Origin of the sequence: Rhodococcus sp. SG20037, from assembly GCF_031763325.1 — a bacterium.
In the GTDB taxonomy this organism is placed as follows: Bacteria; Actinomycetota; Actinomycetes; order Mycobacteriales; family Mycobacteriaceae; genus Rhodococcus_F; species Rhodococcus_F qingshengii.
This window is the reverse complement of the sequence record NZ_CP134497.1, coordinates 2,697,405-2,719,546: the sequence shown is the minus strand read 5'-3', so window position 1 is coordinate 2,719,546 and position 22,142 is coordinate 2,697,405. Positions and strand designations below refer to the sequence as shown.

The following is a 22,142-nucleotide window of genomic DNA, read 5'->3' as shown; positions in this document are numbered from 1 at the left end:
GCGTCAGTCGGCTTCACGAACATCTGGCGACGCCTCGTCTTCGTCCGAAGCCACTCGCGGCTCCTTGTACGGATCTGCATCTCCGGCCGGTTGTGCATTCTCACGCGCCTTGGCGACCTCGTCGTCGGCGGCCTTGGCACGGGCCAGCAGTTCTTCCATATGACGCGCGGTGTCTGGAACGGTATCGGCGACAAACGTCAGAGTCGGTGTGAAGCGAACTCCGGTTCCGGCACCGACCTTCGAGCGCAGAACACCCTTGGCCTTCTCGAGACCTGCGGCGGCGGCTTCCACATCGGGTGCGGAATCGACCTTCTCGCCCATGACTGTGTAGTACACCGTCGCGTCGTGCAGATCGTTGGTGACCTTGGTGTCCGTGATGGTCACGAATGCGAGTCGCGGATCCTTGATCTCGTGATCGATCGCCGTCGCGACGATGGTTCCGATACGCTTTGCCAACTTGCGTGCCCGGGCTGGATCTACCATGACTGTCAGTCTCCTCTACCTGGCCACTCGAATCGAGGTGACTCGATCGATCAAAGTTCTGGTTAACAAGAATTATTACCGACAACAGTCTCGTCCATCGGCTACCCGGCAACCAAATCACCATCGGTAGAGGTCTTCGACCACGAGCCACCGCCGCCAGGGCCGTCGTCGATCTCCACAGTTGTCGCATGTGTCGAGCGTGAGCACAAACACCGCCACAGTTGGACCCGAAGCCACCGAATCCCTTGCCGACGAACTCGATTCGTTACGGCGTCTGGAAGAGTGGCTAAGCGACACAGATCGGTGACGCTCAGTCTTCCGGGCCGAAAATTCGCCTTCGCACAGCCAGCAACTGAATCTCCGGACGCTCGGCGACCGCCCGCTCACAATGATCGAGAACGTCGTGCAGGTGATCGACGGACGAACTGACCACACCGACTCCCACGAGCGCACGACGCAGGCGTCCCTGCTCCCCCGCCTCCGCTGCACTCACACCGAATCGACGGAGTTCCGTCAGGATCGGCGACAGCATCGAACGCTTTTCCTTGAGTGAGTGGACATCGCCGAAAAGGATGTCGAACTCCAGTGCCCCTACAAACATTTTCCCCCTATACAGAGCCGAATGGACTCTCTCGGACTTGTATGTTCAAGTCCGAGAGAGTCCATGTCAGCTAGTACTCACGTGCGTCCGCCCCAACGCCCGTGTCGACATAATCAGTCGCGCGGCTTCTCGCGAAGCTCGTAGCACTCGAGAACGTCACCGATCTTGATATCGGAATAGGTGACGGTCAAACCACATTCGTAGCCTTCGCGAACCTCGGTAGCGTCTTCCTTCTCCCGCTTGAGCGAGGAGATGGTGACCGTCTCGGCGATGACCTTGCTGTCGCGGATGAGACGTGCCTTGGCGTTGCGACGGATGCTGCCCGACGTGACCAAGCAACCGGCAATGTTGCCGATCTTGGACGAACGGAACATGGCGCGGATCTCTGCCTTGCCCAGCTCGACCTCTTCGTACACCGGCTTGAGCAGACCCTTGAGTGCCTTTTCGACCTCGTCGATGGCCTGGTAGATCACCGAGTAGTAGCGAATATCGACGCCCTCGCGGTTCGCCAGCTCCGTTGCCTTGCCTTCGGCGCGGACGTTGAAGCCGATGATGATCGCGTTGGACGCAGCAGCCAGGTTGACGTTGGTCTCCGTGATGCCACCGACACCGCGGTCGATGACGCGCAACTGCACCTCGTCGTCGATCGGAATTCCGAGGAGAGCCTCTTCGAGGGCCTCCACGGTTCCCGAGTTGTCACCCTTGAGGATCAAGTTCAGCTGTGAATGTTCCTTCAGAGCTGCATCGAGATCGTCGAGGCTGATGCGCTTACGACTCTTCGCTGCAAGCGCGTTGCGCTTACGTGCGTTGCGACGGTCCGCGATCTGACGAGCGATACGGTCCTCGTCGACCACGAGCAGGTTGTCGCCTGCACCGGGGACCGACGTGAAGCCGATGACCTGGACCGGACGTGAAGGCAGTGCCTCGTGGACGTCCTGACCGTGCTCGTCCACCATGCGGCGGACGCGGCCGTAAGCATCGCCGGCAACGATCGAGTCGCCGACCCGCAGCGTTCCGCGCTGAATGAGCACGGTAGCGACGGGGCCGCGGCCACGGTCGAGGTGCGCCTCGATGGCAACACCCTGCGCGTCCATGTCCGGGTTGGCGCGCAGATCCAGGGAAGCGTCGGCCGTCAACAGCACTGCTTCGAGCAGTGCGTCGATGTTGAGACCCTGCTTCGCCGAGATGTCGACGAACATGGTGTCTCCGCCGTATTCCTCGGCCACCAGTCCGTACTCGGTGAGCTGCTGCCGGATCTTGTCCGGGTTCGCGCCTTCCTTGTCGATCTTGTTCACCGCGACCACGATCGGCACGTCGGCCGCCTGGGCGTGGTTGATCGCTTCCACCGTCTGCGGCATGACGCCGTCGTCGGCTGCGACAACAAGGATCGCGAGGTCGGTGGCCTTGGCACCACGAGCACGCATGGCCGTGAAGGCCTCGTGACCGGGGGTGTCGATGAACGTCACGAGACGCTCGTTGCCCTCGAGCTCGGTCAGCACCTGGTAGGCACCGATGTGCTGCGTGATGCCGCCGGCTTCGCCCTCACGGACATTCGCCTTACGGATCACGTCGAGCAGACGGGTCTTACCGTGGTCGACGTGGCCCATGACGGTGACCACAGGCGGACGGGACTCGAGGTCCTCTTCTCCGCCGGCGTCCTCGCCGTAGGTGAGGTCGAAGCTGTCGAGCAGCTCGCGATCCTCGTCCTCCGGGCTGACGACCTGCACGACGTAGTTCATTTCGCCGCCGAGCAGCTCCAGCGTCTCGTCGTTGACCGACTGAGTTGCCGTGACCATCTCACCGAGGTTGAACAACGCCTGCACGAGTGCTGCGGGGTTCGCGTCGATCTTGTCCGCGAAGTCCGACAGAGATGCGCCGCGAGCGAGACGGATGGTCTCGCCGTTGCCGCGTGGCAGCCTGACGCCGCCGACTGCGGGAGCCTGCATGCTTTCGTACTCGGCGCGCTTCGCCCGCTTCGACTTACGTCCACGGCGAACTGCTCCGCCGGGACGACCGAATGCACCTGCCGCTGCGCCGCGCTGACCGGGACGGCCACCGCCGCCGGGACGACCGCGGAATCCACCGGCCGGAGCTGCTCCACCGGGAGCACCTGCACCGGCACCGGCGCCGGGAGCGCCGCCACCGCGGTATCCACCGCCGCCGCCACCCGGACGACCACCGGGAGCGCCACCGGGACGACCCGGACGTCCGCCGCCACCGGGCGCGGGACGAGCGGAACGAGCAGGCATTGCACCCGGGTTCGGGCGAGGAGGCATGGAGCCGGGGCTGGGACGGGGTCCGCCCTGACCTGCAGGCGGACGGGGTCCACCCTGGCCGGGAGCCGGACGGGGACCGCCCTGACCCGGAGCCGGACGAGGTCCACCCTGACCGGGAGCCGGACGGGGACCGCCCTGACCCGGAGCCGGACGAGAACCGCCCTGACCTGCGCCCGGACGCGGTGCGCCGGGAGCCGGACGAGGTGCCGGACGCTCGGCGGGTGCCGAGGAGTACGGGTTGTTACCGACGCGAGGTGCCTTCGGTCCCGGACGCGGTCCGCCGGGCTTCGCGCCGGTGGACGGTGCGGCCGGAGCCGCGGGGGCTGCCGGTGCCGACGCTGCGGGAGCAGCCGGAGCCGGACGTGCCGGCTGTGCTGGTTTCGGAGCGTTGAACGTCGGGGTGGGGACCGGCGCTGACGGCGCTGACGGTGCTGCCGGAGCAGCGGCTGCGGGAGCCGCGGGGGCTGCCGGGGCCGGCGCTGCGGGAGCAGCCGGTGCGGGTGCGGCCGGCTTGGGGCCGGGACGCGGTGCGCCAGGCTTTGCAGCCGACGGCGACGGTGCGCCGGGCTTTGCCGCGGGGCGAGCCGCCGGAGCGGCTGCGCCGGTCTCGGACTTGGTTTCTGCTCCGCCTGCCGACGGGAATGACTCCCGCAGACGACGGGCGACGGGCGCCTCCACTGTGGATGACGCAGACTTCACGAACTCGCCTTGCTCCTTGAGCGTTGCGAGTAGTTCCTTGCTGGTGACACCGAGTTCTTTAGCCAACTCGTGCACGCGGGCCTTGCCTGCCACTGCTCTCCTCACTGATGAGGTCGAGCAGGAGGCATCCCACAGATGTGGGTCCCGCACGACCTCGGGTTATCGCCGATGGACGTTCATCGTTGGTGCTTCACGGTGTGCTCATGAGTGCTTGTGCCTGTTCTTCTCGAGAGGTACTGCTTTTGTGTGAACTGCGTCGACCAGCTGGTCGACAGCGGACGTGTCCAGATTTCCGGACACTCGCAGTGCTCTGCTGAATGCTCGGCGCCGCTCTGCCAGGCTCAGACAACTCGGATCCAGGTGCAGCCATGCACCTCGACCGGGGAGTCTTCGCGATACGTCGGGGACGAGCGGGGAACCCTCCGGCCCCTGCTCACCAACCACGACCCTCAACAGATCGACAGCCGACCCTTGTTCCCTGCATCCCACACACGTTCTGACCGGCGAACCGGGTTTCACGCGCGCAGAATCCGAGGACTCACGTCGAACCATTGTCCACTCTACCGCCGAACCGTCTCGATCACTGCATTCCACCGTTATCCGTTGGACGTGGCGGGCCGGTCGGACGCGTCGCCAACGGGTGCCGCATCGCTACGAATGTCGATACGCCAACCCGTCAACCGCGCAGCCAGGCGGGCATTTTGACCCTCTTTTCCGATGGCCAGCGAAAGCTGGAAATCGGGCACGATGACACGGGCCGCACGAGCCTCGGGATCGACGACAGTGACGGAGACCACTTTCGACGGGGAAAGTGCGTTGCCCACAAACGTCGCGGGATCTTCGTCGAAGTCGATGATGTCGATCTTCTCCCCCGCGAGTTCGCTCATGACGTTGCGGACGCGCTGACCCATCGGGCCGATGCATGCACCCTTTGCGTTGAGCCCCTGCACACGTGAGGCAACGGCGATCTTGGAACGATGTCCCGCTTCGCGCGCGACGTTGATGATCTCGACGCTGCCGTCCGCGATCTCTGGAACCTCGAGTGCGAACAACTTACGAACCAGGTTCGGGTGGGTCCGCGAGAGGGTGATCTGTGGGCCGCGGGCTCCGCGAGCAACTCCGACGACGTAGCACTTGATGCGCTCACCGTGCTCGTAGTTCTCGCCGGGAACCTGTTCTGCAGGCGGCAACAATCCTTCGGCGCCATTGGATTCGCTGCCGATTCGGACGACGACCATTCCGCGGGAATTCGCACGCGTGTCACGCTGAATGACACCGCCGACGATTTCACCCTCATGGGTGGAGAACTCACCGAAACTGCGCTCGTGCTCGGCGTCGCGCAGACGCTGCAGGATGACCTGGCGTGCGGTGGTCGCCGCGATGCGTCCGAATCCCTCGGGAGTGTCATCCCACTCCTCACCGATCATGTTGCCGTCGGCATCGGTGTCGTGCGCCATCACTCGCACCGAACCGGTCTTGATGTTGACATCGATCCGAGCGTTCTGCTTGTGCCCCTCGGTGTGGCGGTACGCCGTCAGCAGCGCGGTCTGGATCGTGGCGATCACAGTTTCGATCGAGACACCTTTTTCGGCTTCGATCGCTCGCAACGCTGCAATGTCGATATTCACTTGTCGAACCCTTCTTCGTTTTCTACGTCTTCTAATTCTGCTTCGTCGTCTTCGACACTGTCCACGCCCGAGTCCTCGGTGAGGTCAACCGCATCCGAAGGAACTGCGCGCCCCTCCGGGATGCCGCCCGCGAGTTCCAACTCCGCCTCACTGGGCTTCGAGAACTCCACCTGAACTACAGCCTTTTGAACGTCGCCTAGTGCAATCTCGCGCACGGTCAGTCCGCCACGGCCACCGATGACAACTGCCACGGAATCGTCGTTCAACGTTCCGATACGGCCCACCACGGTCTCGCCGGCCAGATCGATTCGCGCTTTACGTCCGCGAGCCCGACGCCAGTGACGATCGAGCGTCAGTGGGCGATCGATTCCCGGGGAGGTCACCTCGAGGGTGTACGGCGTTTCACCGATTTCCTCGAGGGTGTCGAAAAGTTCCGAAACGAGTCTGCTGATCTCCGCGGCGGCATCGAGCTCGATCCCGGCATCGCTGTCGACCATGATGCGCACCGCGCTGTGCTTGCCCGCACTGGTCACGACAACGTCTTCGACGTCATAACCCTGGGCGTGCACGAGTTCGGAGATCAGCTCGATCACCCTCTCCCTGGATGGCACCGGCATCTCGCGAACTCCTCATTTCAGTTGTCGTCGATTGTCCGACTTGTGTCGACTGTCGACGTGGGCGGCTGCGAGCATGAAAAGACACCAGGTGCCACATGCTGCAAGCATCCAAGAGTACCGCTCATTGCGCGTCTCCGTGACCAGAGTGCCCGACGCACGTCACACTTGAACACGTGCCGCGGATTCGAACGATCGGCCGACCACCTGGCACGATGGACTGGTGCTGACGCCCATGACTACTACCCCACTCTCCCGGCGGAGTGCGCTCAAGATGACGGGAACAGCAGCGTTGGGCGCTGCTGCCTTCCCGTTGTCCGCCTGCACCGACAACGGCACAGCGGAGGCGGCTGCAGAAGTCGACCAGCTGACGGCCCAGGCCGATCGAGCCCGCTCCGACGCGGCAGCCGCAACCGCCGCCATCGCACTCGCGCCGGACAAGTCGGCATCACTGACCACGATCAGCGCCGAACGCACAGCGCATGCAATCGAACTCGACGCCGAGATTGCGCGAGCAGCGGGCAGCGGCGCCGCTACGACCACAGCGCCCCCGTCGACCTCGGTCGCAAACGCTCCTACGGGCGTCGAAACCTTGAGTACCTCGCTGGCCGATTCGGCGCGCAGTGCCGCGGATCTCGCTCGGACGATGTCCGGCTATCGCGCGGGCCTGCTCGGTTCGATCAGCGCGTCGTGCTCGACTCAGGTAGCGGTGTTGCTTCCGTGATCATTTCGCACACCCGTCGATCCGAGAGTTCTGCCTTGCTGACCGCAATCGAATCAGAGAATGCCGCGATCTTCGCTTACGGAGTGGTTGCCGCGTTTTCGAATCCTGCCCGTGTCAACGAGGTTGCCACGCACACAGCAGCGCACCGCGCACGACGTGATGCGCTGGTTGCCCTGTCGACCGACGCGGGCGTGACCCCGCCGACAGCCGCGGCAGCGTACGAGATCCCGTTTCCGGTGACGGACGCCGTTTCCGCGGCACAGCTGGCAGCACAGATCGAATCCGACACCGCCGTGACCTACCGGGCATTCGTCGAACAGGTCGATACCGACCAACTCCGCACGTTCGGAATCGACGGCCTGACCGATGCGGCTATCCGCGGCGCCGGATGGCGGTCCGCGCTGGGAACCGCTCCGGCCACCTCAGCGTTCCCGGGGGACCCGACTTCGTAACTGCTGTGCGCCTTTATTAACCCCCGGCGGTTAATAAAGGCGCACAGCAGTGCTCAGGCCTTGCGATGCGAGGGCACGAACCACGCCGCGACCACGGCCACCAACACGAAGCAACCGCCGACGCGCAGTGCAGGTGTCAGCGCATCTCCGTACCCGAGTGGCGTGAGGGCACCGCCGGCGGCAAGGAAGACTGCAGTGAGAACCGCGATTCCCAGTGCAACACCGATCTCACGAAGCGTCGAGTTGGTCGAACTGGCCGTTCCGTGATCAGGCTCGTCCATGTCGACGAGTACCGCCGTCGAGCTCGGCGCGAAGGTCAAGCCCATGCCGATTCCCGCCATCAGTAGAGCCGGAACCAGCGACTCGTACGTCACGTCGGGACCGATCAACGCTGCCAACCAGAACAATGCTCCGGCCTGGAGCAACAGACCGGTCAGCAGAAGCGAACGGAGCCCGACCTTCGGCGCCAGAAAACCGGCGAGAGGCGCGAAGATCATCGGCGCTGCCGTCCACGGAAGCGTCCGCAGGCCTGCTTGGAACGGGCTGTAGCCCATCACGATCTGGAGGTACTGCGAGAGCAGGAACACCGCCCCGAAGATTCCGATCGAGAAGGTCAAGCCGATGACGTTCGCCATCGAGAAGCTGCGTGAGCGGAACAGACGTAGGGGCATGACCGGATGCGAGGTCTTCATCTCGCGAAGCAGGAACAGTGCCAACGCGACTGCGGAACCGACCAACGACGCAACTACTCCAAGCGATCCCCAGCCGTCGTCGTTGCCGTGAACGATCCCCCACACCGCCAGGAACACACCGAGTCCGGCGAGTGCGACACCGGGAAGGTCGAGAGGTTGTGTGCGACCGGTCGATTCACGCAACGCATACATCGCGAGAGGAACAGCGACGATCGCAACCGGCACGTTGATCCAGAAAATGCCCTGCCACGAGAACCCGTCGACTACCGCCCCACCGACCACCGGACCCATCGCGATCCCCAGGCCGGAGACGCCACCCCACACGCCGATTGCCATGGCACGCTTGGCTTCCGGTACCGCTGCCACGAGGAGAGTGAGTGAGAGCGGCATGATCGCGGCAGCGCCGGCGCCCTGAAAGGCTCGGGCCGCGATGAGCAGGCTTGGTGTCGTCGACAACGCCGAAGCAATCGACGCCGCCGTGAACTGCCCGATCCCGAATACGAACATCTTGCGGCGCCCCCACCGATCGCCGAGCGTCGTCGCCGAAAGCATCAGCGTCGCAAAGCAGAGCGTGTACGCATTCATGAACCACTGAAGTTGCCCGACGGACGCATTCAGCTCCTTCTCGATCACCGGCAGCGCGCTCGTCATCACGAGGTTGTCGAGGGTGGCCATGAACATGGGCAGAGAGGCAGCAACCATCGCTATCGCGATCGGAACCTTACGTCCTCCACTGCTTTCCGACCCGGATGCGGCGTCCGATCCGGACTTCGTCAAAACGGTCATCGTGATTCCTCGAGTGAAGGTGCCTTAAGGCATCGGATGATTACTTAAGTCGAAACTAAGCTATCCGGTGATAACGTGTCAACATGTCGATCGGTGCAGCTGAACCACGTACCCGCAGGATGAGCGCACCGGAACGTCGCGCGTTGGTCCTTGCCGCGGCAACGCGAGCTTTCGCAAAGGGTGGATACTCGGGGACCAGTACGGACGCCGTCGCCAAGGAAGCCGGTGTCTCGCAGCCCTACGTCGTGCGTATGTTCGGAACCAAGGCAGATTTGTTCCACGCAGTGTTCACGCGCGCGCTCGACGAAATCGTCCGCACCTTCAACGACAAATTGGATACGGTCACGATCGATCCGAGCAATCCGCAGTTCTGGGCCGAACTCGGATCCGCCTACGGCGAGCTGGTTCTCGACCGAGATCTACTGCTTGTCATGTTGCACGGCTTCGCCACCAGCACCGATGATGTCGCCGCCGTCTCCCGGAACGCCATGTCCGGCATCTACACCTTGCTGCGCGAGCGCACCGGTTGCACACCCGAGCAAGCGCGTTTGTTCATCGCGAACGGGATGCTGATCAACAATCTGCTCGCAATGATGGCGCCCGAACACGCCGAAGAAGATCCAGCCCTCGGCGAGCTCTGGGGCAGCGTCTTCAGCGACTCGACTGCGATCACGCTAACCGGCGACGAATCCTCGAGCGAAACCGACACCGATTCCTGACCGGTCACTGGGAAAAACTACACACATGTGACTGAGGACACCCTACAGTCGATCCGACATGTCTCCGGGAAACCCAGACGAAAAGGACCGACGTTGGATCTCGCACAACGCCTCGACGCGCTCGAACAGATCGAGGAAATCAAGAAGCTCAAGCACGGCTACTGGCGAGCATGTGATGCCAAGGATCCAGTTGGGTTCCGCAACAGCTTCATCCGTTCCGGAGCGTCGATCGACTACGGCCGCCTCGGCGCCTTCGACGACGCGGGGCCGATGGCGGACATCTTCGAGAAGATCGCTCTTCGCAAGGTCGACGGCCGGTACGCGGTCCTCGACATGCATCACGGATTGCATCCCGACATCACACTGACCTCGGAGACGTCGGCGGTGGGGCGATGGGCTCTGCAGTTCCGCCAGATCGACACCGTCGGGCGCACCGAGAAGTTGATGACCGGCGAATACGACGACAAGTACGTGATCGAGGACGGTACGTGGAAAATGAGTCAATGCCATTTCACGGAGACGTGGTCGATCACCACTCCCCTGTCCCCGGACGCTGACATCGTCGAGGGTTCGTTGGGTGGGCCGCGATGACGACGAACGGAAAAGTTGCGCTCGTAACCGGTGCCAGCCGGAGCGTCGGCAAGGGCATTGCCCTCGCGCTGGGAAGCGACGGATGGACGGTGTACGTGACGGCACGAGGAACCGTCGGCGCCGACGGCCCACTCGATCGCACCGCAGCCGAGATCACCGAGCGCGGTGGTCACGGCATTGCCGTGCAGTGCGATCACGGCGACGATCAGCAGATCGTCAACCTGTTTGCCCGCATCGCCGAAGAGCGGTCAGGCCGCCTCGATCTTTTGGTCAACAACGTCTGGGCAAACCCGGCGGGTTATGCAGGCTTCGCCGATCCGTTCTGGAAGAGGCCGATCGACGATTGGGATTCGCTGATCGGAATCGGACTGCGCGCCCACTACGTTGCTTCGGTGGAAGCGGCGAAGTTGATGGTTCCCCGGGGCAGTGGAGTGATCGGCAACATCTCGTCGTTCGGGACCCGCGGGTACCTGCACTCTGTCCTGTACGGGATGTCGAAGGCAGGTTTGGACAAGATGGCCGCGGACATGGCTGTCGAATTGAAGGGGACCGGCGTCACCGCACTTTCCTTCTGGCTCGGGTTGATCCGCAACGAGCGGATGGAGGCGAGTGGGATCGAGAGCTTCGAAGGCTTCTCACTGGCCGAGGCCGAAACCCCGGAATTCGTCGGCCAAGTCATCACTGCATTGGCCAACGATCCAGAAGTGAACGCGCGCAGCGGTCACACACTGATCACCGCCGAGACGGCCGTCGAGTACGGAATCACCGACGCCAACGGGAAACAACCGGCGTCACACCGCAGTGCCTTCGGTGGCGGCCCGCTTTTCTGATTCATCAGTAGCAGTGGTCGCGTCGCGTGCCGGCACAGCACGCGGCGCTGCCACTCGCGCCTTCAGGGCAAGCCAGGCACACCCGATGACGACGACACCGCCGGCCACGATCGAGGGTGACAACGTCTCACCGAGTATCAGCGCCGACCAGGCAATGCTGAGCACCGGTTGAACCAACTGTGTTTGGCTCACAGTGGAAATGGGACCGATCGCCAGACCCCGGTACCAAGGAAAGAACCCGAGAAACATACTCACGCATCCCAGGTAGGCAAACGAAAGCCACGAATTCACATCGGCAGAGACCGGAGCCTGGGCCATGGACGCCACCGTCAACGCAATCGTGACCGGCAGTCCGAGAATCAATGCCCAGGCAATCGTCTGCCACGACCCGATCTCGCGGGCCAGCAACGCACCTTCCGAATATGCCAGCGCTGCACACACAACCGCGGCGAACAGAAGAAGATCAGCGAGATGAAACGAGCCGAGTCCGCCGTTTGCAATCGCCACGAACCCTACGACCGATACCGCGCCGGCGGCGCTTGCCCACCAGAATCCCTTACTGGGACGCTCTTTTCCTCGGACGACCGCAAATACCGCGGTCGCAGCGGGAAGTAGCCCGATCACGACTGCCGCGTGACTCGCCGGCGATGTCTGCAACGCAAACGTGGTGAACAGTGAAAACCCCAGTACCGCACCAACAGTCACGAGTGCGATGCGCAACCACTGCCGAAGCGTCGGAAGCGTCGCGCGAGTAACCGACAGCATCACAATCGCAAGGGCCCCGGCAACGACGGCGCGGCCCGCACCGACGAACAGGGGGTCGAGATCCGCGACGGCGACCCTCGTGAGCGGAACGGTGAACGAGAACGCCAGCACACCGAGCAAGCCCCACCACAAACCGGATCGAGACGATGGCATCGGTAGCGGTTCCTGCGGCGCGACGATAGCGCTACTCTTCATACTCATGTTTTACGATAGCAGTAGCACGCCAACCAGCGAAACTGGTATTTCAGGTGCGCACCCGTGTGCAGGAGATAGAAATTGCTCCGAGCAGTCCGACGAGCGCGAAAGCGTAGAAGCCCCACGGCACGGCGTAACCCGCACCCAGGAGGACTCCGCCCAGGATCGGGCCACAGATCGCACCGACCCGGCCGACACCTGCCGACCATCCGAGCGCGGTCGCGCGAATCTGAGGTGGGTGATTGGCGCTCGTGAAGGCGTAGACCAGTACCTGCGCGCTGAATACGAAGCATCCGGCGAGGAAGACCATCACGTAGATTCCGAACGACACCTTCACACTCAGAAGCGCCAGGAACAGTGCAGCTCCGGCGAACCACACGATGGCTGCAGTCCGCGGGCCGATCTTGTTCGCGACGCCCCCGGCGATCAACAGCCCGACGACGGCGCCGGCATTGAGGATCAGAAGGAACGTCAACGACGCCCCGAGGTTGTAACCGGCCTCACGCATGATCGTCGGAAGCCATGTGTTCAATCCGTAGACGAGCAGCAAGCCCATGAAACTGGTGATCCAGATGGCGATGCTGTTGCGCAAGAACTTCGAAGAGAACAGTGCGCGAACGGGATTGGCGGCTTCGGCGCACTCAACTTCGGACGTGGGCGCAATCTCGAGTTCGACTCCGTAACGGGCAGCGATTTCCTCGGCTTCGGCACGCTTTCCGTGAGCGAGAAGGTACGACGGGGATTCCGGCAGATACCGCAACATGAGTGGAATCAGGGCGACGGCAGGAAGTGCGCCCACAACGAACATCGCTCGCCAACCGAAAGGTTCGATCACGACGAGCGCCAGCGCTGCGGTGGCAACGGCGCCGACGTGGTAGCCGGTCATCAGCATGGTCGACGCAGATCCACCGCCTTGTTTCTTCGAGAATTCGTTGACCAGAGCCAATGCCGTCGGTAGGGCGCCACCCAGCCCCACACCGGCAAGGAAGCGCAGCAGCCCGAAGATGAACGGATTGGGCGCAATTGCGCACAACAGAGTCAGAATCGAGAATGCGGCAACGGCGTACAGCAGCGCGCGGCGTCGACCGATGACGTCGGTGAGAGTGCCGATGACGAGGGCGCCGATGGTCATGCCGATGAGCCCGAAGGTCGAGATCATCGTAATCGTGCCGGTACTCAAACCCCACGCGTCGTAGTCGAGAAGCGAAGGAATGACCGCGCCGAGTACGACCAGGTCGAATCCGTCCAGAAGCACAGCGATCCAACACAACGGTGCTACCCACATTGCGGCACGCGCCCCAGGCGAACCGGTGATTGAACTCGACTGCGTATGTGCGGTCATCGGATCCTCGACATTCACTGCTTGTGGGCGTTCGCGACCGGTTGGGATCCAGTAGTTCGGATCGAAACGTGTTCGCATTGCGAACGCCTGTTCATAATGAGCACATCGATTGTCTACGGAGTCACAACGCCATGTCAAACGTCGCGGTAATCTCGAGGAATGGCACTCTCCGAAAATGAGCGTGAACAGTTCCTGGCCGAACCCCACATCGGGGCGCTGTCCGTGGCGGACGGCACCGAGCGCGGTCCGTTGACCGTCCCGATCTGGTACCTGTACTCACCCGGTGGCAAACCATGGATCCTCACGGGCAAGGATTCGCGAAAGGCACGACTCATCGAGTCGGCCGGGCATTTCTCGTTGATGGCCGAAAGGCTCGATCCGACAATCCGTTACGTCAGCGTCAGCGGATCCGTCGACAAGATCGTTCCGGGCACCGACGAGATGCTGGTCGAAGTCTCGCGGCGTTACCTGGCTCCGGACAAGGTCGACGGGTATCTCGAATTCGCGCGATCGCAGTTGGGCGAACAGGTAGCGATCTACATGAATCCGCAGCACTGGCTGTCTGCGGATCTCGGGGCGATCTGACAATTCTCAGAAAAGCGAAGGCTCGGCGCGCCGGAGTGGCGCGCCGAGCCTGACCTGCATGTGGAGGGCTCTATGTCAGCTCTCGGTGAAGAAACGCACCCGATTGAGTCGATGACCGCTCGCCTCGAAGCCGAACAATGCGATGGCCGGTTCCCCGCACACGATGACGCTCGCCGTCACGGTGCGACCGGCAACCAGCATCTTGCTCTTCGTCACGCCGGTGAGCAGAGCGTTGACATCAGCGTTGGACAACTGCGTCCCCGCCGGAAGCTCGACGGGTGCCGGCGGCGTTCGGCCGACAGCGGCCGCATCGAGGAACCGCGACGCTGCCTTCTTGCCTTTGTCTCCGACGCCGAAGATGCCGCGCGAGAACCCGAGCGCCCCGCCGATCCCCTGGTTCGAGAGCAACTGCGGCGTCAACTTCGCGGCCGCCTTCACCCCCGCCACACCAGCAGTCGCGAGCTGGCTCAACATCGTCGCCAATTCCCAATGCGCGTAGAGGGTTCCGATCCGCAAGGAATCGGGCTCCCCCACCAAGTCGTAGCGCAAGTGCATCGGAACGTCGAGAACGACTCCGGTCGACATCTCGGTAGCGAGGCTCAGATCGCGCCACACCGTCCGGCCGCACACGATGTCGCGCTCGACATGGAAGGTGATCGAATTGGGGGCGATGAACGTGTCGTAGAAACTCTCGATCGCCGCCTGACCGTTGTGCGGACGTGAACCTACAGGGTCGTTGACCTGTCCGTCGCCGGCAAACAGGGCCACCCAGGTCGAGCGGTCATGCGCGCCGACGGCTTTCGGGGATCCCTCCACGACGGCCATCAACTGCTCGCGCGTCACCGGCGCGGTCATGCGCGCATCTCGTATGCACCGTCGTACGCCTTGACCTGCTGCCACACCCGGTCGAAGCGTTCACTGTCGACAACAGGCTTCCGCACCGCGGCCAGGGCCCACTTCTGCTGCTCGGGTGTCGACGACGGCTTTCCGTGCAGCGCGATCGCGTATCCCGAGAAGTCACGAATCTGGAAGTCGAAGATCTGATCGACAACGTCGGCGTCGAGCCCGCTGATCTCGGCCTGTTCGAGAATCAGATGACCGTAGACGACGAGAGAGAACAGGTGCCCGACGTTGAGCATGAAATCGAGATCCTTCTGCTGCTGCGCGTCCGGCGCTGCAGCAGTGAGCAATTCGGTGAGCGCGATCGCCTGCTCGTAAAAACGGGCGACGTTCGGAATCGAAGAGTGCTTCTCGTAGACGGGCTTCCACTCGTGGAACTGAATCTTCGCAGCGCCGCGGGTAGGCCCCTGGTTCCAGAAGAACTCGTCGTCGGCGGCGTCGTCGCGCGTGACGATCTCCGGGAACTGCGCCGAGTTGAACAGATAGTTCGGCAAGAACTTGAGAATCAGGCCGACGTTGACGTGGACGGTGCCCTCGAGCTTGGGCAGCGTGCCGATCATCTGCGCTGCCTCGCGGAAGTACGTTGACTTCTCGTATCCCTTGGCTGCGATCACATCGTGCAGCAACCCGACCACCTTCTCACCTTCGGAGGTGACCTTGGCCTTGGTCATGGGATTGAACAGCAGGTAGCGACGGTCCTCGAGGCTGGCGCTGCGGAAGTAGTCGACCGCCCGCGCACTGAACTGCTTCATCGCGATCAGACGTGAGTACGCGTCGACGAAGGCGGCGCGAACGTGGGCAAAATCCGTGACGGGATTGCCGTACAGAATTCGATTCTGCGCGTGAGTGATTGCCTCGAAGAACGCATGCTCGGTGATGCCGATGGAGCCGGTGCAGAGGTTGAACTTTCCGACGTTGACCGTGTTGAGCGCGGCCTCGAATGCGGCGACGCCGGTGTGCAGAATGTCTTCCTCGCGCACCGGGTAATCGTCGAGGCGGAAATTGCTGACATACATCTGCCCGCGCAGGACGTTGTCCACGAGCTGATAGTTCGGATGTGCACTGTCGGCGACAAAGAACACGTAGCCTTCGGGGCCCTCGACGTCGGTACGACGCCCGAACACAGACACCATTCCGGCTACGTTGCCGTTTCCGATGTAGTACTTCTCGCCGCTCGCGCGGAAGGCGACGTCGCCGTCGGTGGGAGTGAGGAGCATGTCGGTGGAGTACACGTCGGCGCCGTGGTCGCGCTCGGACAGCCCGAACGCCATGACACCACCGTCGGCAAGTTCCTGCGCTGCACGCTTCTTCGCAGCGTCGTTGTCACTCATCCAGATCGGTCCGAGTCCGAGGATCGTGACCTGCCAGGCGTACCAGTAAGCGAGTCCGTAAAAACCGAAGATCTCACTCAAGGCCGCGTTGCGGGCACCGTCCCAACGACGGTTCTCGTCACCGTCGGCGAATGCCGCCGGAGTCTGGAACGTCGCGAACAACTTCTCCTTGCCGACGAATTCGAGAAAGTCGGAGACCCACACGGCGTCGAGGTCGTCCTGAAGCAGTTGCTTCTTACCGCGGCTCTCGAACCATTCGATGGTGGCTCGCAGCAAACGGCGGGTCTCCGGATCGAACTGAGCGGGGTCGTAAGTATGGGGGTTGAAGAGCAATCCATCGGTGCCAGACACGTCATTACCTTTCGTCGATGACGCTAAACTACCAGCGGGTAACTTTCCGCGGTGCGATTCATGGAAGACCTGCGATTCTTCGCGAATGCCACAGGTCCATCGGATTCCACGTGCCCGCCCGAGCACGCGTGATCGGGTAGCACGCCAACCCGAGCAACAACGCAGACATGTGGCCGATGGCGGTGAAATTGGTGGCGAAAATCAGAGGTACACCGTAGAAGAGCAACAGCCCCGCGAGATAGACGTATCGCCACGGATCGACGATGCGGTACACCAGAATCCCCATGATGCCGGCCAGACCGTAGCTCACACCCACGTCGAGAGTGTTGACCGCCGACTCCGCCACGTATCCGTGCCGAATACCTTCGTACAGAACACCTTCGCTGATGTACGTGGCTCCGACGTGGGCGATGACGACAACACACAGCCACCGCCACGTCCCGAGCCAACGCTCAGCCGTTGCATGAAAGATGGTGAAGAGAACCAGGTATCCCAACCAACCGCCACCTTCGAGCCAGAAGGCACTCGAGAACAGGACTCGCAGCGGGTCTTCGGCCAGGTGATGCAGATTGGTCGAGCGCTTGCCGAGAAAACGCTCCTCGACATTGTCGGGCAGATGCCGAAGGAAGAGCGTGGTGAACAGCAGGGCCAGCAACCAGACGTAGGTACCGGGAGCACTGCGCACCCATCGCCATGCCGCCTTTGCTGCCCCCAGCATCCTCACCGCTTCGAGTCTGCGCTCACTCGTTCACTACTGCAACGGCAAACCCGTCCCATCCCTTCGAACCCACGGTTTGAATGGCGGTGCCGTCGAGTTTCGGCTCGGCCGCGATCATCTCCAACACCGCTCGACTCGCTTTGACGCGCTCGTCGTCGATATCCGGGTTGGACACATGTCCCCCACGCACCACGTTGTCCACGATGATGACGGTTCCGGGATGCGAAAGGGCCAACGCCCACCGCACGTACTCGGTGTTGTTCTCCTTGTCGGCGTCGATGAAGACCAAGTCGAAAGGTCCCAACTCTTCTTTCGCGATCAACGGGAGACTGTCGAGCGCAGCGCCGACGCGGATGTCGACACGGTCAGCCAGTTCGGCACGCTCGATATTCGCCCGAGCGACATCCGCATGGGTGGGATCGAATTCCAGCGTGATGACCTGGCCCGAGGGACCGACCGCGCGAGCGAGCCAGATCGTGCTGTATCCGCCGAGCGTTCCGATCTCGAGAACATTGCGCGCCAAGCACATTCGCGCCAGAAGGTTGAGGAGCTTGCCCTGGTTCGGCGCCACGTCGATGGGCGGGAGACCTGCCTCGGAATTGGCGGCGAGTGCCGCGTCGAGAACCGGATCTTCACCTACCAACGTGGAAACGAGATAGCCGTCGACTTCTGCCCAATCCGGTTCGCGTTCCATAGCCACGATTGTGGCAGAAAAGAAGGGCCGCCGCAGACACCTCGGAAGGTGACTGCGGCAGCCCGGACAGCTATTCGAATCAGCCGCGAACTGCGGCGATGATCTCCTCGATCGCTGAATTGGCGTCGATCTCACGGCTCTCGCCGGTGAAGCGGTCGCGAATCTCGACCTTGCCGTCGGCCCAACCACGGCCGACGACAACGATCAGCGGAACACCGATCAGCTCGGAGTCCTTGAACTTCACGCCCGGCGATGCCTTGCGGTCGTCGAGGATCACTTCGAGTCCCGCGCGGTCGAGCTGCGCGGCGAGGCCTTCGGCGCCTTCGCGAGCGGTCTCGTCCTTGTTCGCAATGACGAGGTAAACGTCGGCCGGTGAGACCTCAGCGGGCCAACGCAGACCCTTCTCGTCATGGTGCTGCTCGGCAATGACGGCCACCAGACGCGAGACGCCGACGCCGTACGAACCCATGGTCGGGCGGACGGGCTTGCCGTTCTCGGCGAGGACGTCGACGGTGAAGACGTCGGTGTACTTGCGGCCGAGTTGGAAGACGTGCCCGATCTCGATACCGCGAGCCGAGACCAGCGTGCCGGCTCCATCGGGAGAGGCGTCGCCGTCACGAACCTCGGCGGCTTCGATGGTTCCGTCAGGGGTGAAGTCGCGACCGGCAACGAGGCCGACCACGTGCTTGCCGTCTTCGTCGGCGCCGGTGATCCAGCTGGTGCCGTCGACGACGCGCGGGTCGACAAGGTAGCGAACTCCGTTGGCCTGCAGCGCCTTCGGGCCGATATAACCCTTGGCCAGGAACGGGTTGTTCTTGAAGTCGGTCTCGGTGATCATCACGAACTCGGCCGGCTCCAGCGAAGCCTCGAGGCGCTTTTCGTCGACCTCACGGTCGCCGGGGATGCCGATGCCGAGAAGTTCCCATTCGCCGCCGGGCAGGCGGGTCTTGACCATGATGTTCTTGAGAGTGTCGGCGGCGGTCACGGTACGGCCGAGATCAGCGCCGTTCGCCCAGTCCACCAGGGTGTCGATGGTGGGTGTGTTCGCGGTGTCGTACACCTTGGCTTCGGGCAGCCCGTCAAACGGAATCGAGTCGGGAACAACAGTCTTGACGGCCTCGACGTTGGCGGCGTAGCCGGATTCGAGGCAGCGCACGTAGGTGTCTTCGCCGATCTCGCTCTCGGCAAGGAACTCCTCGGACGCGCTGCCGCCCATCGCACCGGAGGTCGCCGAGACGATGACGTACTTGACGCCCAGACGCGTGAAGATCTTCTCGTAGGCACCGCGATGCGCCTGGTACGACTCCGTCAGGCCTTCGTCGGTCAGGTCGAAGGAGTAGGAATCCTTCATGAGGAACTCGCGGCCACGCAGAATGCCGGCACGCGGACGCTCTTCGTCGCGGTACTTGGTCTGCACCTGGTACAGGGTGACCGGGAAGTCCTTGTAGGAGTTGTACTCACCCTTGACCGTCAGAGCAAAGAGCTCCTCGTGGGTCGGGCCGAGCATGTAGTCGTTGCCCTTGCGGTCCTTGAGGCGGAACAGGTTGGGGCCGTACTCGGTCCAGCGGTTCGACGCTTCGTAGGGATCGCGCGGGAGCAGCGCAGGCAGCAGGATTTCCTGTCCGCCAATTGCATTCATTTCTTCACGGACGACACGCTCTACCTCGCGCAGCACCCGCAATCCCAGCGGCAACCACGAGTAGACGCCTGGAGCGATACGACGCACGTAGCCGGCACGAACCAGCAGTTTGTGGCTGGCAACTTCGGCGTCCGAGGGATCGTCACGCAGGGTACGCAGGAACAGGTGGGACAGACGGGTAATCACGAGGTGTAAGGATAGTCGCCGCAGTCGGCCGAGCGGGCCTCGGTACGGTTACAGCGTGCTTGTACTGCTGCCTCCCTCAGAAACCAAGTCCGACGGCGGCAAGGATGCGCCCCTCGATCTGGCCGAACTGTCGATGCCCCAGTTGACCGAAACGCGCGAATTGCTGGTTCAGACGCTGGTCGATCTGGCCGCTGACGTCGAGGCGTCGTGCGAAGCGCTCGGGCTCGGCCCGACGCAAGCAGACGAAGTGGAGCGCAATGCCAAGCTGTGGGTGTCCGCGACGCGGCCCGCACTACAGCGCTACACCGGCGTGCTCTTCGACGCCCTCGACGCAAAGTCGTTCACCCGCGCCCAGAAGGCGAAGGCGCTCGATCGGATCGCCATTGGTTCCGCTCTGTTCGGTGCTGTCCGCGCAGGAGATCTGATCCCCGCCTACCGCCTCTCTGGCGGGTCCAAGCTGCCGGGGATGGGGACGCTGCGCTCGCTGTGGAAGCCGGAGCTGCCGAAGGCCCTGGCCGCCGAAGCCGACGGCCTTGTCATCGATCTACGATCCGGCACCTACCAAGACCTCGGACCGGTTCCAGACGCACTGATCGCAACGGTCCTCACCGAGAAGCCGGACGGCACCCGGACGGTGGTCAGTCACTTCAACAAGCACCACAAGGGTCTGCTCGCCCGTGCGCTGGTGGTCTCGCGCGCCGAACCGACCGATATCAAGGGTGTCGCGCGGGTGGCGTCGAAGGCCGGCCTGCGGGTGGAAATCGCGTCGGAGCGTGAACTGATCATCCTGACGGATTGATGGCTTCGTCTGTCAAGTGCCACAGAAGGTTTGGAATGTTTCGCTGAAAGACTGCGGAGCCGCCTCGGTGTAGTCGGTCCACTCGTCGCGTCGGTCGAATGGATGCGTGACAACCTCGAGCAGCTTCTCGAAGGGAACGAGGTCGCCGTCGGTCGCGGCGCGCAGGGCAGCATCGAGGTGATGATTACGCGGAAGGTACAGCGGGTTGACGCGATCCATCGCGCTCGCGGTCTCCGCGGCCCCACGCCCCTGCTCCGTCAGGGCCCTGTGCCACCGCTGCAACCAAGACGCGATGTGGTCCCGTGGCACGAGGTCGTCGAGGGGCGCCGAATTTCCACGCAATTCGTCGGCGAGTGCGCGGAAACTGCCCGTCCAATCAGCACCGTGTTCCGCCAACAACGTCAGCAGATCGTCGACGAGCGCCCGATCGACAAACGGCTGGGCCAGACCGAGCTTTTCCGCGAAACCGGCCGCATAGTGTCCCTCGTAGCGCTCGTCGAAGGTCTCGAGAACTGCCGACGCCGCGGAAATCGCATTGTCGGGTGCGGAATCGATCAGCGGCAACAGTGTTTCTGCCAAGCGCGCCAGATTCCACTTCAGTACAGCGGGCTGATTGCCGAACGCATAGCGGCCCCCGTGGTCGATCGAGCTGAACACTGCCGCCGGATCGAATGCGTCGAGGAAGGCGCACGGACCGTAATCGATGGTCTCTCCCGAAATTGTCGTGTTGTCGGTGTTCATGACCCCGTGCACGAAACCGATGAGCATCCACCTCGCCACCAGTGACGCCTGCGCCTCGACGACCGCCTCGAGGAACCTCAGATAGCGATTGTGTGTACCCGTTGACGGAAGTTCGGTCAGCTCCGGGTAGTGCCGGGCGATCGCGTAGTCGGTGAGCGGCTGCAAGACCTCGCCCTGCCGGGCCGCGAACTCGAAGGTCCCAACGCGTAGGTGACTCGACGCGATCCGTGCAAGCACGGCACCGGGTTCTGCGCCGTTGCGGCGAACGTCCCGTCCCGTCGCCACGACAGACAGCGCGCGCGTAGTGGGGACACCGAGGGCATTCATCGCCTCACTGACCAGATATTCACGCAGCATCGGCCCGACAACCGCGTACCCGTCGCCGCCCCGAGAGAACGGTGTGCGCCCGGAGCCTTTCAGATGCAAGTCCACTCGCTGCCCGTCACTGCTGACGAGTTCTCCGAGCAACAACGCCCGACCATCCCCGAGAATCGGTGCGTACCCACCGAACTGATGACCCGCATACGCCATCGCCACCGGCGTGGCCCCGACCGGCACCGTCGAGCCGGACAGGACGCCGATCCCGTCCACACTTCGCAGCGCTGCTACGTCCAATCTCAACGACGCAGCCAGCTGCTCGTTCACCACGAGCAACTGCGGGTCAGGGGCGGCAGCACCTTGCCACGGCACCGTCAGAGCGCCGAGTTCGTCGGCGAACGTGCTCTCGAGGCAGGCCACGATGGTGACCGTGTCTGCTGTGGATTCCTGGAATGCGGCCATCACACGAGAGTAGTCACCGTG

At 63.0% G+C, this 22,142-nt stretch carries 22 protein-coding genes; 7 read left to right on the top strand and 15 right to left on the bottom strand.

The genetic code is table 11. The annotated features are described in order from the left end of the window. Positions 1-3: 3 nt before the first annotated feature. From rbfA to rimP, 6 genes are all read right to left on the bottom strand, one after another. Positions 4-483, bottom strand: coding sequence for a 30S ribosome-binding factor RbfA (rbfA, locus tag RHP72_RS12645; RefSeq protein ID WP_003942248.1), 480 nt, complete (start codon positions 481-483; stop codon positions 4-6). Positions 484-793: 310 nt separating this feature from the next. After that, on the bottom strand, positions 794-1,084 hold the full coding sequence (locus tag RHP72_RS12640) for a DUF503 domain-containing protein (RefSeq protein ID WP_003942205.1): 291 nt from the start codon (positions 1,082-1,084) through the stop codon (positions 794-796). Positions 1,085-1,197: 113 nt separating this feature from the next. Then, positions 1,198-4,152, bottom strand: a complete 2,955-nt coding sequence (gene infB / locus RHP72_RS12635) for a translation initiation factor IF-2 (protein WP_058038656.1) — start codon at positions 4,150-4,152, stop codon at positions 1,198-1,200. Between the two features lie 108 nt (positions 4,153-4,260). Beyond that, entirely contained in the window at positions 4,261-4,611 is a 351-nt protein-coding gene (locus RHP72_RS12630) for a YlxR family protein (RefSeq protein ID WP_019748063.1), read from the bottom strand. Positions 4,612-4,655: 44 nt separating this feature from the next. Next, positions 4,656-5,687, bottom strand: a complete 1,032-nt coding sequence (gene nusA / locus RHP72_RS12625) for a transcription termination factor NusA (RefSeq protein WP_003942738.1) — start codon at positions 5,685-5,687, stop codon at positions 4,656-4,658. Then, positions 5,684-6,304, bottom strand: coding sequence for a ribosome maturation factor RimP (gene rimP, locus RHP72_RS12620; RefSeq protein ID WP_003942795.1), 621 nt, complete (start codon positions 6,302-6,304; stop codon positions 5,684-5,686). Before rimP ends, nusA begins: the two co-directional genes overlap by 4 nt. Positions 6,305-6,575: 271 nt before the next feature. On the opposite strand from rimP, the gene RHP72_RS12615 reads away from it, so the two are divergent. Together RHP72_RS12615 and RHP72_RS12610 are read left to right on the top strand one after the other, a co-directional pair. Then, the gene (locus tag RHP72_RS12615) at positions 6,576-7,025 is read left to right on the top strand and encodes a hypothetical protein (protein WP_311094857.1); all 450 of its coding nucleotides are present in this window, start codon (positions 6,576-6,578) and stop codon (positions 7,023-7,025) included. After that, positions 7,022-7,477 carry a ferritin-like domain-containing protein gene (locus tag RHP72_RS12610; protein ID WP_064444487.1) on the top strand — a complete coding sequence of 152 codons (456 nt, stop codon included), beginning with the start codon at positions 7,022-7,024 and terminating at the stop codon, positions 7,475-7,477. The genes RHP72_RS12615 and RHP72_RS12610 overlap by 4 nt, the downstream gene beginning before the upstream one ends. Before the next feature lie 53 nt (positions 7,478-7,530). On the opposite strand, the gene RHP72_RS12605 is transcribed toward RHP72_RS12610, so the two are convergent. Then, complete coding sequence (locus tag RHP72_RS12605; RefSeq protein ID WP_311094740.1) at positions 7,531-8,955, bottom strand: MFS transporter; 1,425 nt, start codon at positions 8,953-8,955, stop codon at positions 7,531-7,533. An 83-nt stretch (positions 8,956-9,038) separates the two neighbouring features. On the opposite strand from RHP72_RS12605, the gene RHP72_RS12600 reads away from it, so the two are divergent. The 3 genes from RHP72_RS12600 to RHP72_RS12590 all read left to right on the top strand — a co-directional run bounded on the left by RHP72_RS12600 (position 9,039) and on the right by RHP72_RS12590 (position 11,095). Beyond that, a complete protein-coding gene (locus tag RHP72_RS12600) occupies positions 9,039-9,674 on the top strand; it encodes a TetR/AcrR family transcriptional regulator (RefSeq protein ID WP_003942694.1) in 636 nt (211 codons plus the stop codon). A 93-nt stretch (positions 9,675-9,767) separates the two neighbouring features. Then, positions 9,768-10,265: a nuclear transport factor 2 family protein gene (locus tag RHP72_RS12595; RefSeq protein ID WP_311094739.1), complete on the top strand. Its 498-nt coding sequence runs from the start codon at positions 9,768-9,770 to the stop codon at positions 10,263-10,265. Continuing rightward, positions 10,262-11,095, top strand: a complete 834-nt coding sequence (locus RHP72_RS12590) for an SDR family NAD(P)-dependent oxidoreductase (protein ID WP_214514377.1) — start codon at positions 10,262-10,264, stop codon at positions 11,093-11,095. The genes RHP72_RS12595 and RHP72_RS12590 overlap by 4 nt, the downstream gene beginning before the upstream one ends. Here the strand turns inward: RHP72_RS12590 and RHP72_RS12585 are convergent. Continuing rightward, positions 11,057-12,013 carry a DMT family transporter gene (locus RHP72_RS12585; RefSeq protein WP_007735024.1) on the bottom strand — a complete coding sequence of 319 codons (957 nt, stop codon included), beginning with the start codon at positions 12,011-12,013 and terminating at the stop codon, positions 11,057-11,059. The two genes, RHP72_RS12590 and RHP72_RS12585, sit on opposite strands and share 39 nt — an antisense overlap. A gap of 91 nt (positions 12,014-12,104) precedes the next feature. Further along, positions 12,105-13,397 carry an MFS transporter gene (locus RHP72_RS12580; protein WP_374223445.1) on the bottom strand — a complete coding sequence of 431 codons (1,293 nt, stop codon included), beginning with the start codon at positions 13,395-13,397 and terminating at the stop codon, positions 12,105-12,107. A gap of 159 nt (positions 13,398-13,556) precedes the next feature. Here RHP72_RS12580 and RHP72_RS12575 point away from each other — a divergent pair, with 159 nt between their 5' ends. Continuing rightward, a complete protein-coding gene (locus tag RHP72_RS12575) occupies positions 13,557-13,982 on the top strand; it encodes a pyridoxamine 5'-phosphate oxidase family protein (RefSeq protein WP_003942732.1) in 426 nt (141 codons plus the stop codon). Between the two features lie 75 nt (positions 13,983-14,057). On the opposite strand, the gene RHP72_RS12570 is transcribed toward RHP72_RS12575, so the two are convergent. From RHP72_RS12570 to RHP72_RS12550, 5 genes are all read right to left on the bottom strand, one after another. Beyond that, entirely contained in the window at positions 14,058-14,837 is a 780-nt protein-coding gene (locus RHP72_RS12570; protein WP_214514378.1) for a nuclear transport factor 2 family protein, read from the bottom strand. Next, positions 14,834-16,564 carry an acyl-CoA dehydrogenase family protein gene (locus RHP72_RS12565; protein WP_007735018.1) on the bottom strand — a complete coding sequence of 577 codons (1,731 nt, stop codon included), beginning with the start codon at positions 16,562-16,564 and terminating at the stop codon, positions 14,834-14,836. Before RHP72_RS12565 ends, RHP72_RS12570 begins: the two co-directional genes overlap by 4 nt. A 58-nt stretch (positions 16,565-16,622) precedes the next feature. After that, a complete protein-coding gene (locus RHP72_RS12560; RefSeq protein ID WP_021343988.1) occupies positions 16,623-17,282 on the bottom strand; it encodes a rhomboid-like protein in 660 nt (219 codons plus the stop codon). 22 nt (positions 17,283-17,304) lie between these two features. Beyond that, a complete protein-coding gene (locus tag RHP72_RS12555; RefSeq protein WP_042450748.1) occupies positions 17,305-17,976 on the bottom strand; it encodes an O-methyltransferase in 672 nt (223 codons plus the stop codon). A gap of 79 nt (positions 17,977-18,055) precedes the next feature. Continuing rightward, positions 18,056-19,801: a proline--tRNA ligase gene (locus RHP72_RS12550; protein WP_042450750.1), complete on the bottom strand. Its 1,746-nt coding sequence runs from the start codon at positions 19,799-19,801 to the stop codon at positions 18,056-18,058. Between the two features lie 55 nt (positions 19,802-19,856). On the opposite strand from RHP72_RS12550, the gene yaaA reads away from it, so the two are divergent. Then, positions 19,857-20,600: a peroxide stress protein YaaA gene (gene yaaA / locus RHP72_RS12545; protein ID WP_007735009.1), complete on the top strand. Its 744-nt coding sequence runs from the start codon at positions 19,857-19,859 to the stop codon at positions 20,598-20,600. A 12-nt stretch (positions 20,601-20,612) separates the two neighbouring features. Here the strand turns inward: yaaA and RHP72_RS12540 are convergent, their stop codons facing one another. Next, positions 20,613-22,121: a YdiU family protein gene (locus RHP72_RS12540; protein ID WP_214514379.1), complete on the bottom strand. Its 1,509-nt coding sequence runs from the start codon at positions 22,119-22,121 to the stop codon at positions 20,613-20,615. Between the last annotated feature and the right edge of the window lie 21 nt (positions 22,122-22,142).